We start from the raw sequence: 13,772 nt of genomic DNA on the forward strand, positions 1-13,772 counted from the left end.
GGTACTGACCAAATTATCTCCTACTTTTGCGGTCTGAAAAAAACCTCATTGGAGATAATCAAAATCATATAATGGCAAACGCGGCAAACATAGGAAAAATTACACAGGTAATTGGTCCGGTTGTAGACGTATCATTTGAAGACAGCGGAAATATTCCGGCTATTCTTGATGCGTTGGAAGTCATCAAATCAAACGGTCAGAGAGTTGTTCTTGAATGTCAGCAACATTTGGGTGAAGACCGCATCCGTACCATTGCAATGGATAGTACCGAAGGTATGCAGCGTGGTATGACGGTGACTCCGCTTGGAGCGCCTATCAAAATGCCGATCGGCGAAGGGATCAAAGGACGCCTATTCAATGTAATCGGTGAAGCGATCGACGGACTGACGGCAATTGATTCTTCAAACGGTATCTCAATCCACCGTTCTGCTCCCAAATTTGAAGATCTGGCAACTTCTACAGAGATCCTTTTTACAGGTATCAAAGTAATCGACTTGCTTGCTCCGTATGTAAAGGGTGGCAAAATCGGATTGTTCGGTGGTGCCGGTGTTGGTAAAACTGTACTTATTCAGGAATTGATCAATAACATTGCAAAAGCATACGCCGGTCTTTCGGTATTTGCAGGTGTTGGCGAGCGTACCCGTGAAGGAAATGACCTCATGCGCGAAATGATCGAAGCCGGTATCATTAAATACGGCGACGAATTCAAGCACAGCATGGAAGAAGGCGGCTGGGATATCTCCAAAGTGGATTATAACATGCTGAAAGATTCACAGGCAACTTTCGTGTTCGGACAAATGAACGAACCTCCTGGCGCCCGTGCGCGTGTTGCACTTTCCGGTCTTACCATGGCGGAATATTTCCGTGACGGCGACGGCGAAGGACAAGGCCGCGATATTCTTTTCTTTATCGATAACATTTTCCGTTTTACACAGGCTGGTTCCGAAGTATCCGCTCTTTTGGGACGGATGCCTTCTGCGGTAGGTTATCAGCCGACACTGGCTACTGAAATGGGACAAATGCAGGAACGCATTACGTCAACAAAACGTGGTTCTATTACTTCTGTACAAGCGGTTTACGTACCTGCGGATGACTTGACTGACCCGGCTCCTGCTACGACATTCGCCCACTTGGACGCAACAACCGTACTTAGCCGTAAAGTATCTGAAAAAGGAATTTACCCGGCTGTGGATCCGCTCGATTCAGCTTCAAGGATTTTGAATGCAGAAACATTGGGTGCAGCACATTACGACTGCGCACAGCGTGTTAAAAACATTCTTCAGCGTTACAAGGAATTGCAGGATATTATTGCGATCCTTGGTATGGAAGAACTTTCTGACGAAGACAAACTGGTTGTATCCCGTGCCCGCCGTGTTGAACGCTTTTTGTCACAGCCTTTCTTTGTGGCCGAGCAGTTTACAGGTCTGAAAGGAACGCTTGTGGATATCAATGATACCATCAAAGGTTTTAACCTGATTATGGACGGAAGTTACGATCACCTTCCGGAAATGGCTTTCAACCTTGTCGGTACGATTGAAGACGCTCAGGCAAAAGGAGAAAAAATGCTTGCAGAAGCAACCAGATAAGTTAATAAATGCTTGGTCATAAATAAGCTGGCTGTTCAAGGAATAGAAATTTGTTTTTCCTTTTACCCGCTGAAAATGACTGACAACTAAACGCGCGGCGTACCGCAGCTATAAAAATGCATTTAGAAATAATTACCCCAGATAAAAAAGTGTTTGCCGGCGAGGCAAATGCCGTTACATTACCGGGTACCGAAGGACAGTTTCAGGTTCTGAACCGTCACGCTCCGCTGGTCAGCACGCTGGGCAAGGGAGATGTGGTTGTGGATACCGGTGCTGAAAAGCAAACTTATATTATTGACGGAGGAGTTGTGGAAGTGCTGAATAATAAAGTGCTGGTGTTGGCCGAGGCTGTTTTATAGGAAAAATATACATTGCAGAAAAAGCAGATGCTGTTCAAACGGCATCTGCTTTTTTATTTTCTTTTAGCCAATCATCATTACACTTCCATAACAAGAAGTATTGCATTGTTTGATAAAGCTTCAAACTCGATTTCGGTTACATTCCTCAACGACAGTCCGTCACGCTGTTCCAGCAGCCGGTTCTGGACTTCAAAGGCGCCTTCTATTACAAAAACAAAAATGGCTTTATCTGAATTATAAAAAAAAGTGCCTTCTTCCCTGCCGTCATACCGGCCGATCAAAATCCGGTTTTCGTCTTCTCGTTTCCTGTTTATCGTCAGAAGTCTGTTTTTATCAGAAATATCAAAAGCAGTTAATTCGGCACTAGACCATGCATTTTCAGTTTCCTTGAATCGGATCTGCAGATAATTGACCGTTTCATTTGCATAAGGATTTGTTATAGTCAAACTGTTATCCGGCCCGGTCAGATATTCCAGCATTTCACCTGAATTTACATACTTAACTTCTTCCGGTGAATGAATTTCCAATGCGCCGGCAAGCGGAAGCAGAACAATGCGGACCGTTTCTGCTGTTTTTATTTCAATACTGCTTTGAGGAAGAAGCATTTCATCGTTTAAAGCCAGCAAATTTCCAAACGGCCCTCTGCTTTCCGCATGATAAGTGTCAAAATTGAAAGTACAGAAACGATAAAAATCCGCTGTCTGAAAAACGCCTCTTTGACTCTGAAGATAAATCCGGGCTTCTGGCTGTAAAAGCATAATACTAGAATTAACAATTTGAATAATGCTGTCCGAAGCTGTTAGCGGCTGGCTGTTAGCAATTGGAATTTCGAGTTAGCGACAAAAAGTCGGAACTATCGAACAAAAGCCAATGGCCATAAGCTAACAGCCAACAGCTTTACGCACTTACAACAATGGCATGCGTCAGTTCAAATGCAGTGGAAACACTTCCTGTAACGGTAGCCATTTCAGTGGAAACGCCGTCACTGAAAACATTGTCCCTAGCATTGGTCGTATCCGCTTGTCCGTGGCTGGCATAAACGCCTTGTGCATAAACTACTTTGCTGATTTCTTCAGGAAATGCAATTTGGGTTACAAGCAAGGATTTACCGCTGGCATTGTAAATATGTACGTGAATATGCGGCGCTCTGCCCGAGTACCAGCCGGGATAAATACTCGTAAAAGTCACAAGCCCGCTGGCGTCCGTCGTTTGCCTTCCTCTCAGAAAATGAACATTCTGATAATTTGTTGACTGCATTCCGCTTCCGCCATATTCGGAATAATTGCCCGCTGCATCACAATGCCATATATCCACCCATGCACCCGATAATGCCTCACAATTGTTGTTTTTGTTCTGAATTGTGATTTTTACAGTCAGTTTATTTCCCTGTCTGTCCAGCGTAATGTCGTTGCTGACCAGGCTGGCCGGGGACTTTGTAGGAAATGGGCCCGCAGTTTCTGAAGCGGTTGCCGTGCAAGTTCCGGAATTTAAATCGGTTGTTGTTCCCGAAGTAGGATTTGTGGCGGTTATTGTTTCTGCCGGATCAACTGTGCTGTCCGAGCAGCTGATTAAAGGGGCAACGGCAGCAAAGCCAAGCATTGAAAATCCTCTTTTTAAAAATTCTTTACGTTCCATGATTTCGCAATAGTTCTTTGTTTCCATACATAATCGCATGTACCCGAAACTTTGTTGCGCTGCTCAGTCCATGTATCGGTTAATGGTTGGGTTTTGCCGGTGAATGCCCGGGTTTCTGTTAATGGCTTTTCCATTTCCGGATAAAATCCAGATAACTGTCGCTCAGTGGCAGTTCCCGTTCTGTTGTCAGGCGTACTTTCCTGTTTTGTATTGATTTTACAAGCACATCCGGAACAATGTAACTTCTGTGTATGCGGCTGAAACGGTTTTGCGGAAGTATTTCAAGAATTTCTTTCAGCGACATCAGCGTCAGAACCGGATGCCTTGCATTCAGTAGATGAATTTTGATATAGTCCTCCATTCCTTCAATGTATTCAATATCTTTCAAATCAATTTTCACCATTTTGTATTCAGATCGCACAACAATGGCTTCGTTTTCCTGCGTTTGCCGTGAATTGCGGTACTGAAATTGTTCCAGTGCCTTGTTCACTGCTTTTTCAAAACGTTGGAAACCAATGGGTTTCAGCAGATAATCAATTGCTTCCAGCTCAAACCCTTCATGCGCAAAATTCTTATGCGCCGTTGTGAAAATAACCATGGGCCTGTTTTCAAGTCTGGACACAATTTCAAGTCCGGAAAGATCGGGCATATGGATGTCAATAAACAACAGATCAACGGCATGGGTTTTCAGATAAAGCGCGCCTTCTACGGCATCGTCAAACGTTTGCAGCAATTCAAGCGCCGGAAATTCTGCAATGTAATTACGTAAAATATTCAGTGCAAGCGGCTCATCGTCAATGGCTATGCATTTCATCGGACATCAGTTTTAAATTTACCGTAAATACTTTCCCGTCATTATCCATATGCAGTTCATGCCGTTGCGGATACAGAAAGTCAAGTCGTTTTCTTGTATTGGCAATGCCCACTCCTATCCGGTTATTTTCTTTATTAAAATCAAAAATCGTATTCCGGCAAAAAAAGGAAACGGTATGCTGCGTATGCTCGACCCGGATTGCAATCGTCGATTCATGGTGATTGCTGATGCCGTATTTAAACGCATTTTCAACAAAGGTCATCAGGATCAAAGGTGCTATTCGGGTCTGCTGACCGTTTCCTGTAAATGTAAATTCCACGCGGGTCTTTGCGTTCATTCGCAGTTTCTGCAGATCAATGTAATTTTCAAGACAAGTGATTTCGTCTTCCAGCGGCACATCGTTTTCCATTGCTTCTTCTGTAATGTACCGCATCATTCCGGATAATTTCAGGATACTCGGCGCCGTATGTTCGCTTTGGCTGACGGCAAGCGAATAAATGTTGTTAAGCGTATTGAAAAGAAAATGCGGGTTAATCTGTGCCTTGAAAAATGACAGTTCTGCCTGCGCTTTATCCGCTTCAGACGTGATTACTTTTTTTTCCGAAAGCCGCCATTGCTCCGAAATCCTGATAGCCATGGACACAATCCAGACCATTACAAACAGAACAAGGCTGACAAAATCCACTGCCGGCGCTGTTCTTTCCGGCGACGGTGGCGGCGCAAATTCAGGATGAAAATTTTCGGATGGCAGTTCGGGAAATCTGTTTGTCGGCAGGATTTGCTGCTGATGATGAAATCTCCTGAAAATCAGGTTTTCAAACGGCTGACTGAAAAGGACGGCTGTAATTCCGATGAAAAAGAATCCTGTATAAAGAATAGGCCTCTGTTTCAGGAAAAACCGCGGAATCAATATCCAAAGATTCAGGTAAAATAGCAGAAAGTAAATCAGGAAAAACAACCAGAAATAGCCGGATGAAAGCAGTGTGAATTCCAGTTCCGGATCGCGTTCTCTGGACAGGATCGTCAGCGGCAAACTGATAAACAGCAGCCATCCAAAAAGATGAAAGATCCAAAGCTTTTTTGTCTGAAACATATCTGAGCCGCACATTTATTCCAACAACATGTAAATCACGACGAATATAGAAGTTACAAAAAGAAAAAGTTTTCCTATTTTCGAGAGATACAGAAATCTTCCCTTATGCAACAACCCGCTGCCAAAAATGAATTATTCAAGATTTTAGGTGTAGGCTTCGGCATAGCTGTAACCGTTGGCGGCACAGTCGGTACCGGAATTCTCAGGAAACCCGGCCCCATTGCCGCACAGCTTGGCGATCCGTGGCTCATTATGGGGCTTTGGCTGGCGGTAAGCCTGTATGCATTTCTGGGAACGCTTTGTACCATTGAGCTGGGCACTTCCATGCCCAGAGCCGGCGCCTGGTATGTATATGCAAGAAGGGCTTTCGGCGATTATGCAGGCTTTGTTGTAGGCATAAACAGCTGGCTCGGAACCTGTTCTGCTTTGGGTTTTGGCGTTTATACCATGAGTGAATACCTGGCTTTGCTCCTTTCTCCTCTTGCCGGATACGAGCCTTATGTGGCAGCTTCCATATTGCTGATCCTGACGATTATTCACTGGATCGGACTTGCGCTGGCAAGCAGTTTCCAGAATATCATGAGTGTTTTGAAAGGCGTCGGCCTTTTCATTTTTGTGGCGGTTTGCTATATCTACGGCAATGAAATTACGTCGGAACAGGCCACGCTGACTACAAGCCGGATTATGAGCACCGGAAGCTGGATAGCGCCGGTTGTTTTTTCACTTCAGGCGATTTTTTATACTTACGACGGCTGGCATACGGCGGCCTATTTCTCCGAAGAAGACCGCGATCCTTCCAGAAATCTGCCGCGTTCCATGATCGGAGGCGTTTTGCTGATCATTGCCATTTATCTGCTTTGCAACCTTGCTATCCTGCATATTCTGCCCATGAACGAGCTTTCGCAATCCAAGCTTGCTGCTGCAGATGCCATAAGGCTGATCTTTGGTGAAGGCTCGGGCAAAATTGTTACGCTCTTTCTGATGATTTCCATTCTGGGGATTGTCAATGCGCAGCTGCTTTTCAATCCGCGCGTACTGTATTCCATGAGCCGCGACGGACTTTTCCTGAAAGCCGGCAGTAGTGTCAATAAAGGCGGTACGCCGGCCGCCGCCATGCTTACCACGTCCGCCGTTGCCATCTTTTTAATATTGATCGGGAAAGATGCATGCGAAAAACTGTCGGATATTGCCACTTTCTTCTTCGTGCTGGGCCATGCCTCGGGCTTTGCTTCGCTGCTGGCATTGCGGAAGAAAGAACCGCTTCTGCCCCGTCCCTGGAAAGTTCCGGCCTACCCTTTTCTGCCGGCTCTGATGCTGCTTATTTCCCTTGCATTTCTTGCAAGCGCCGTTGTTCAGGATTTGCCTAGCAGCCAGTTTGCACTGCTTTTCATGATCATCAGTTACCCCGCCTATTTACTTGTGAGCCGTTTCAACCGTTAAATAAGTCAATATCGTTGCGATCTAAAAATTAATAAATTGCATTAAACGTATGTAAACAGGAACTATGCATTTGACCAAATATCTGCAGAAAAGTATGCTCGTTGCTGCTCTTCTTATGGCTTTGATGGCTTTGAAATGGGCGGACGAAGATTTCACCAGACAGATTACTTCAAAATTGCAGCTTTACCGGCATCAGTTTCCGTATGAAAAAGCCTATTTGCATACAGACAAACCGTACTATGTAACCGGTGATACTTTATGGTTTAAAGGGTATCTTGTGGACGGTTCCATGCACCTTCCCGACAGCGCAAGCAATCTTTTGTATGTAGATTTCATTGAACAGCAGACAGGTAAAAACGTGGCCTTGCGCCGCGTTCAGATGAGCGGAGGAATCGGGCATGGTGAAATTACACTGGATTCCTTGCCCGCCGGCGCTTATACAATCCGTGCTTATACAAACTGGATGCGTAATTTTTCAGACGTTTTTTTCTTCCAGAAAAGCATTCACCTTTTTGATACAGAAAGTAGTACCGCCAATGCTCCTTCCGATCTCACCAACGTCCAGTTTTTTCCTGAAAGCGGCCAACTTGTAGCGGGCATCAACACACGCGTTGCCTTCAAGGCCGTGAACGGAAACGGGCTGGGAACGGATGTAAAAGGCTTTATACTGAACCGGAACAACGATACCGTTTCTTCTTTTAACAGCGAATATCTTGGAATGGGCCGATTTCAGTTTGAACCCAAATCCGGCGAAAACTACACGGCTTTTATCAGGACAAAAGACGGAAAAGCAACCCGGTTCAACTTTCCGGAAGTACAGGAAAACGGCTTTACATTGCTGGTGGATAATTTGTCTAATCCTTTGAAAATGAGGATCATTGCTTATTGTAAAACGCCTGAAAAGAAAGACATTCCGGTGCATATTGTCGGCCATTCCAGAGGAATCATTTCATTTGCTGCAAGAGGCGTGATTTCAGATAAAGGTTTGACTATGAGCCTTCCCACAGCAGAACTGCCGGACGGAATTACGCACCTGACCCTTTTTGATGATCAGAACAAGCCGGTTTGCGAAAGACTGGTTTTTATCAATCATCAGAGAAGTCTGAACCTGAAAGTCAATTTGTCCAAAACAGCTTTTGCACCGAGAGAACAAACCGAAATAGAAATTGTTGCAACCGACTCTGCAGGCAAGCCGGCAGAAGCAAACCTTTCGGTTGCCGTAACGGATGCCGGACAAATCAAACAGCAGCCCTATGATGCCAATATTGTTTCTTACCTGCTTTTATCATCCGACCTCAAAGGGTTTATCGAGCAGCCCGGCTATTATTTTGACCTTGAGAAAAAACAGCGCAAAATCCATGCGGATTATCTCATGATGACGCAGGGATGGAGCAGGTTCCGATGGGAAGATGTGCTGCGCGATTCGCTGGAAGCACCCGGCCGTTTTCTGGAACAAGGCATTACGCTGACAGGCGAAGTACTGCGCAATGACAAACCGGTGAACAGTAAAATCATGCTGTCGCTTTTTCTGAGCAACGACAGCCTGAGTAATTTCCTGAGTGCTGAAACCAATGAAAACGGTAAATTTGCCATCTATAACCTTGTATTTGCAGATTCGCTTCAGATTCGTCTTCAGGGCATGAACAAAAAAGGAAACCAGAATCTTTCCTTTGTTCTTAACCCTTTTGATCCGCCCAGAATGACACTCCTGCAAGTACCTTTTTACCCCGTAACCGTGGAAGCTCAGAAATTTAAGGATTTCCTGAAAAGAGCCGGAGAAGAACAGGAGCTGACGAGAAAAATCAGGGAAAACCGGGAAAGATTATTGAAAGAAGTGACAATCAAAGCTAAAAAAGAAGTGCCTCGAGATTCAAGGAAACTGTACAACACAGCGGATGCAACGCTGAAAATAACGCCTCAGCTGGCTTCGGGAAACATGAGTGTGCTGGATATGCTGGCGGGCCGGGTTGCAGGCGTTCAGGTGAGCGGCTCGGGCATGAACGCGTCCGTGTTTATCCGCGGAAACAGAGGCGAACCGCTTTTTGTGCTGGACGGCATGCCGGTCGATAAAGCCATGATCACGAATCTGAATGTGTTCGATGTAGAATCCATTGATGTTCTGAAAGGCGCTTCTGCGGCTATTTTCGGCAGTCGCGGCGGCAATGGCGTTATTTCGGTCCTTACCAAAAGAGGCAATGCCAGCTACGATTATTCGCAGGACATCGTTCCCGGCGTACTGGTTTCAAAAATCGCAGGTTTTAACGTACCAAAAGAATTTTATGCACCTGCCTATGCCGTTAAAATGCCGGATAATGCCCTACCCGATTTCCGCTCTACCATTCACTGGGCACCTATGCTGAAAACAGATAAAAGCGGAAAAGTAAAATTCCGGTATTACAATACGGATGCTGCAACCAGCGTCGATGTGCGTGTGGAGGCACTGAGTCCTTCCGGAATACAGGGCGCGGCAAATGCAGGCTATGCCGTGCAGTAAGGATTTGCAGAAAGTGCTGAAAACTTTTCGTATATGCTGATTTTCAGACAAGAATCTTCCATTTTGCACGTTACTAATTTTATTTGTACGATGCTTTGGGTAAATCATACAGACAAAATTTGATAACTTTGGCATATACACCGAAACAGCCGGTCACGTCTACGATCTGATGGCATTAGATTCAAATATGAGGACTGAATATATAAAATGGATCCTTTTCTTTTGTGTGTTTGCAAATCTGGGAATTTCCTGGCCGGCAAATGCGCAGCGCCGCGGGAAAGACCGTGACAAAGAACCTCAGAAAGCTGAAAATACCGATTTTCGCCTGACAGAGGAATCGCTCGCCGCAGAAGGAATGAAGTTCATGATGAAAGATGAACCGGACCGCGCGCTTCCTGTATTTGAAAAGCTGGTTCAGGCGAACGGTAACGATGCTGCGGGCCATTACCTGATGGCTACGGCGCTGGTCAAAATGGAAAAGTTTGATGAAGCGATTACCGCATCAAAAAAAGCGTACGACCTGAACAAGGAAAATATTTATTATGCGCAGCAGCTGGCCGAATTGTATGCCAAACGCAGAAAGTACAGCGAAGCAGCCGGCATTTACGAAACACTCCTTTCCAAAAACCCTTCCAATATCCAGTACGGAATTGAACTTGCCGCCATTTACGTGTTCAATGACCAGTTTGACAAAGCCATTGACACGTACAATATTCTTGAAAAAACACTCGGGATAACAGAAGAAATCACCCGACAGAAACAACAGCTTTATCTGAGACAGAACAACCTTGAAAAAGCACTGGCCGAAGGTAAAAAACTGATTGCATCCGAGCCGGCGGAAGTGAGTTACAGAGTGGAACTTGCCGAAATGCTGATTGCCAATGACCGGATTGTTGAAGCAGTTGCCCCGCTGGAAGAAGCACTTAAAATTAACCCCGACGAAGCGCAGGCGCATGTACTGCTGGCCGATATTTACAGAAGGAACGGCGATGTACAGAAATGCAATCAGGAACTGAAACTTGTATTTGCCAATCCAAATCTGGATGCGGATCCTAAAATCAGGGTTCTGAGCGGTTATCTCAAAATGCTGAAAACACCGGCCGAGCTGGGCGAAGCCGTCACGCTGATCAGACAGCTTTCGGAAACGCATCCCAATGAACCGCGTGCGCATGTCATTTATGGTGATTTGCTGGCGCGTCAGGATAAAAAAGCAGAGGCCCGAGAAATGTATCTGAAAGCAGCCTATGCGGATGCATCTGACTTTGCGGTATGGGGCGCTATTTTACAGCTGGACGGCGACCTTAATCAGGTTGACAGCATGCTTGTACACTCGGAAAAAGCACTGGAAGTATTTCCAAATCAGGGTATGTTCTGGTACTCAAACGGAACAGCGCACCTGATTAAAAAGCAGTACAAAGAGGCTATTTCTTCGCTGGAAGAAAGCCTGAGACTGATCAGCGACAAACCCGAAATGATCCCGTATATCAATGCGCAGCTTGGCGATGCCTACAACGGACTCGGCGAACATGCGAAGTCGGATGCAGCGTATGAACTTGCGCTGAAAGGCAATCCGGACGACGATCATGTGCTGAACAATTACAGTTATTTTCTGTCGCTCCGTCGGGAAAAACTTGATCTTGCACTTAAAATGTCCGAAAAGCTTGTGCAGCAGCATCAGAATAACCCGACATACCTCGATACGCATGCGTGGGTTTTGTATATCCGGAAAGAATACAAGAAGGCAAAGGAATTTCTTGAAAAGGCCATGCTGGACAGCAACAGCGTCAGCGGAACGATTGTGGAACATTACGGCGACGTCCTCTTCAAGCTTGGAGAGCGCGACAATGCGGTTGCACAATGGAAAAAGGCCAAAAGAATGGGAGAAACAACGGAACTTCTTGATAAAAAAATAGCAACTGGTGCATTACATGAGCAATAAAATCTCGATCTGGTTTGTAGCAATTGGTTTTCTATGGCTTACATCGTGTCACAAACAACGTTCTTCAACAAGTGTCATTCAAATAGTCGCTACGGATTCCGTTGCGGTTGATTCGTTACCGGCAAACCCGGATTCTTCAGTAGCAGCCATAGACTCTGCAGAAACAAATGCAGCGGTTAAGGTCAATGAAATCCAGTTTGATTATCTCGTAGCAAAATCCAAATTCTCTTTCAAAAGCAAAACCCAGGATTTCGACAATACGAACGTGAATATTCGTATCAAAAAAGACAGCGTTATCTGGATTTCGGTAACCGGCGTCGGTTTTGAAGTGGCCCGCGGATTGATTACGCCAGACTCCATTATTTTTATGGACAAGTTTCATAAAGATTACTTTGTGTTCAGTTACGAGCAGCTGAGCAAGCAATATAATTTCAATCTCAATTTTGCACTTCTTCAGTCCGTTATCATCGGAAATATGCCTTTTCCCCAGCCTGCGGATGCGCCGTTTGTCAAACAGAATGATTTTTACGTTCTGAAACAAATGGTGGAAAGGCTTGAAGTTGACAACTTTATCGGAGAAAACAACCTGAAATTATCACGGCTCAAAGCAACTGAAGTACCGACGCAGAACACTTTTATACTGGATTATGAAGATTTCAGGGAAGTACAGGGATTTCTTTTTCCATTTACGAGTATCATCAATCTTAATGTAAAGTCGCAGAAAGACCAGCAGGTAAATCAGACCGACATGCGCATCAGGCACAGTAAAGTGGATCTTGTCCGTGAAAGTCCCGGTTTCCCGTTCAGTGTTCCGTCGGGTTACAAGCGTAAAAGGTAAATTCACAATGTCCTTGAAATCATAGGGCAAAAACCCCAAGTCTGCTTAACTTTGCCTGCTTTTTAAGGTATCTGGCCGCAAGAATTAATCGTATGCCCTTTCAAAAAATCTTTTTTCGTGCTTTATTTTTATTACTGACATTCACTTTTTGCACGCATACTGCGGTATTTGCGCAGAAAACGCGCGAACAGCTGGAACGTGAAAAGAGTGAAAACCAGAGCAAGATCAGGGAAATACAGAATATTTTAAAGCAGACGTCTTCTCAGAAAAACGTTAACCTTGGCCAGCTGAAAGCCTTAAACCAGCAAATTAATACGTATAAAAAGCAGATTGACCTGCTTTCCGATGATCTTGAACTTCTGAACGGCGAATTGAAAGTACTTGAAAAAAAACGCCAGGTGCTGGATAACGATCTTGCCAAACTGAAAGTCGAGTACGGCCATATGATTTATGAAGCATCCAAACGGAATGTATATTTCAATCAGCTGGTCTTTTTGTTTTCTGCCGGGACCTTCAATCAGTTTGTACTGCGGTATAAATACCTGAAACAATATACGGAAGCAAGGCAGGGACAAGTAAAGGAAATAGAAATTCTGCAAGACAAGCTTGCGGTTGAACGCAAGCGGATTACGGTTAAGAAAAACCAGCAAAAAAATGTTCTGGACACACGGGTAAGTGAAAATACAAAGCTGGAAGGACTTAAAGTAAAGCAGAATGAAGTGATTCAGGTGCTTTCGCAAAAGGAAGTCGAGCTGAGGAAACAGATTGCCGAGAACAAAAGAGCGACCGATTTGCTGGAAGCCAATATCCGCCGGATTGCAGAAAGAGAACGCCGCGAACGTCTGGAAAGAGAACGCAGAGAAAGAGAAGAACGCGAAGCAAGACGACGTGCAGAAAGGGAACGAATTGCACGTGAAAATGCAGAAAGAGAGAGAAAAGGAGAAGCTGCCGTCAAAGTAGAGCCGAAAGTGGAAGAAGAACCGGTCATTTCAAGCGGTATGAGCGAAGAAGAAACTACGCTGGCCTCTTCCTTTACAGCTTCCCAATCACGCTTGCCATGGCCTGTAAAAGGCTTTGTTTCGGGACATTTCGGCCAGCGTCCGCATGCTATTTTAAAAGGCGTTATGGTGGATAACCTTGGCGTGGATATTCAGACTTCCGCCGGAGAGCCGGTGCGTTCCGTATACGACGGCGTAGTACTGGATGTAACGGAGATGCCGGGAATGGGAAATGTAGTGGCGATCCAGCATGGAAATTACATGACTATTTATGCAAAAATGAACGGCGTTACGGTAAGAGCCGGACAGAAAGTAAAAGCGAGAGAAAACATCGGCAGAGTTGCAACGGATAGCGACGGCACCTCGGAACTGCAGTTCCAGATCTGGAAAAATACATCACGACTGAATCCTGAAAACTGGCTCATCAGAAGGTAAAACCAGATTGTCGGTTTGAAAAGGAATGATCGGGCCGGGTAAGTTGTTACATGGCTGAAAGCCGGACTTTGCTGTGAAGTTATCATCCTTGCTCATTTATTGCTACAAGCGACAGCCGGTTGCCGGTTCCTGAAAATATTT

11 protein-coding genes are annotated in these 13,772 nt (G+C 45.1%); 7 read left to right on the forward strand and 4 right to left on the reverse strand.

All coding sequences use genetic code 11. The features are described 5' to 3' along the window. The first annotated feature begins 71 nt into the window (after nt 1-71). Both atpD and atpC read left to right on the forward strand, forming a co-directional pair. Nucleotides 72-1,586 (forward strand): F0F1 ATP synthase subunit beta, encoded by a 1,515-nt coding sequence (gene atpD / locus FEM55_RS00065; RefSeq protein ID WP_138279289.1) that lies wholly within the window; start codon nt 72-74, stop codon nt 1,584-1,586. Between the two features lie 116 nt (nt 1,587-1,702). Next, entirely contained in the window at nt 1,703-1,945 is a 243-nt protein-coding gene (gene atpC, locus FEM55_RS00070) for an ATP synthase F1 subunit epsilon (RefSeq protein WP_138279290.1), read from the forward strand. Between the two features lie 77 nt (nt 1,946-2,022). On the opposite strand, the gene FEM55_RS00075 is transcribed toward atpC, so the two are convergent. From FEM55_RS00075 to FEM55_RS00090, 4 genes are all read right to left on the reverse strand, one after another. Beyond that, nucleotides 2,023-2,703 carry a pirin family protein gene (locus FEM55_RS00075; protein WP_229209024.1) on the reverse strand — a complete coding sequence of 227 codons (681 nt, stop codon included), beginning with the start codon at nt 2,701-2,703 and terminating at the stop codon, nt 2,023-2,025. A 139-nt stretch (nt 2,704-2,842) separates the two neighbouring features. Next, nucleotides 2,843-3,580, reverse strand: a complete 738-nt coding sequence (locus FEM55_RS00080) for a dioxygenase family protein (protein WP_138279292.1) — start codon at nt 3,578-3,580, stop codon at nt 2,843-2,845. A gap of 118 nt (nt 3,581-3,698) precedes the next feature. Further along, nucleotides 3,699-4,394 (reverse strand): LytR/AlgR family response regulator transcription factor, encoded by a 696-nt coding sequence (locus tag FEM55_RS00085; protein ID WP_138279293.1) that lies wholly within the window; start codon nt 4,392-4,394, stop codon nt 3,699-3,701. Next, a complete protein-coding gene (locus FEM55_RS00090; protein ID WP_171036421.1) occupies nt 4,375-5,487 on the reverse strand; it encodes a sensor histidine kinase in 1,113 nt (370 codons plus the stop codon). The genes FEM55_RS00085 and FEM55_RS00090 overlap by 20 nt, the downstream gene beginning before the upstream one ends. Nucleotides 5,488-5,592: 105 nt before the next feature. Between FEM55_RS00090 and FEM55_RS00095 the strand changes: the two genes are divergently transcribed. From FEM55_RS00095 to FEM55_RS00115, 5 genes are all read left to right on the forward strand, one after another. Further along, on the forward strand, nt 5,593-6,927 hold the full coding sequence (locus FEM55_RS00095) for an APC family permease (protein WP_138279295.1): 1,335 nt from the start codon (nt 5,593-5,595) through the stop codon (nt 6,925-6,927). Nucleotides 6,928-6,991: 64 nt separating this feature from the next. Beyond that, a complete protein-coding gene (locus FEM55_RS00100) occupies nt 6,992-9,421 on the forward strand; it encodes a TonB-dependent receptor plug domain-containing protein (RefSeq protein WP_138279296.1) in 2,430 nt (809 codons plus the stop codon). A gap of 187 nt (nt 9,422-9,608) precedes the next feature. Continuing rightward, nucleotides 9,609-11,360 carry a tetratricopeptide repeat protein gene (locus tag FEM55_RS00105; protein ID WP_229209025.1) on the forward strand — a complete coding sequence of 584 codons (1,752 nt, stop codon included), beginning with the start codon at nt 9,609-9,611 and terminating at the stop codon, nt 11,358-11,360. Next, nucleotides 11,350-12,198 (forward strand): lipoprotein insertase outer membrane protein LolB1, encoded by an 849-nt coding sequence (gene lolB1 / locus FEM55_RS00110; RefSeq protein ID WP_138279298.1) that lies wholly within the window; start codon nt 11,350-11,352, stop codon nt 12,196-12,198. The genes FEM55_RS00105 and lolB1 overlap by 11 nt, the downstream gene beginning before the upstream one ends. A gap of 92 nt (nt 12,199-12,290) precedes the next feature. Then, nucleotides 12,291-13,631 (forward strand): murein hydrolase activator EnvC family protein, encoded by a 1,341-nt coding sequence (locus tag FEM55_RS00115; RefSeq protein WP_138279299.1) that lies wholly within the window; start codon nt 12,291-12,293, stop codon nt 13,629-13,631. Nucleotides 13,632-13,772: the final 141 nt, after the last annotated feature.

It is taken from the genome of Dyadobacter sediminis, assembly GCF_005860765.1.
Classification (GTDB): Bacteria; Bacteroidota; Bacteroidia; order Cytophagales; family Spirosomataceae; genus Dyadobacter; species Dyadobacter sediminis.

What these genes read in the sequence shown, in the direction of transcription:
- FEM55_RS00095 (WP_138279295.1), top strand. Translation starts at nt 5,593, where the DNA reads ATGCAACAACCCGCTGCCAAAAATGAATTATTCAAGATTTTAGGTGTA.
- FEM55_RS00100 (WP_138279296.1), top strand. Translation starts at nt 6,992, where the DNA reads ATGCATTTGACCAAATATCTGCAGAAAAGTATGCTCGTTGCTGCTCTT.
- atpC (WP_138279290.1), top strand. Translation starts at nt 1,703, where the DNA reads ATGCATTTAGAAATAATTACCCCAGATAAAAAAGTGTTTGCCGGCGAG.
- FEM55_RS00115 (WP_138279299.1), top strand. Translation starts at nt 12,291, where the DNA reads ATGCCCTTTCAAAAAATCTTTTTTCGTGCTTTATTTTTATTACTGACA.
- FEM55_RS00075 (WP_229209024.1), bottom strand. Translation starts at nt 2,703, where the DNA reads ATGCTTTTACAGCCAGAAGCCCGGATTTATCTTCAGAGTCAAAGAGGC.
- FEM55_RS00090 (WP_171036421.1), bottom strand. Translation starts at nt 5,487, where the DNA reads ATGTTTCAGACAAAAAAGCTTTGGATCTTTCATCTTTTTGGATGGCTG.
- FEM55_RS00105 (WP_229209025.1), top strand. Translation starts at nt 9,609, where the DNA reads ATGAGGACTGAATATATAAAATGGATCCTTTTCTTTTGTGTGTTTGCA.
- atpD (WP_138279289.1), top strand. Translation starts at nt 72, where the DNA reads ATGGCAAACGCGGCAAACATAGGAAAAATTACACAGGTAATTGGTCCG.
- FEM55_RS00080 (WP_138279292.1), bottom strand. Translation starts at nt 3,580, where the DNA reads ATGGAACGTAAAGAATTTTTAAAAAGAGGATTTTCAATGCTTGGCTTT.
- lolB1 (WP_138279298.1), top strand. Translation starts at nt 11,350, where the DNA reads ATGAGCAATAAAATCTCGATCTGGTTTGTAGCAATTGGTTTTCTATGG.
- FEM55_RS00085 (WP_138279293.1), bottom strand. Translation starts at nt 4,394, where the DNA reads ATGAAATGCATAGCCATTGACGATGAGCCGCTTGCACTGAATATTTTA.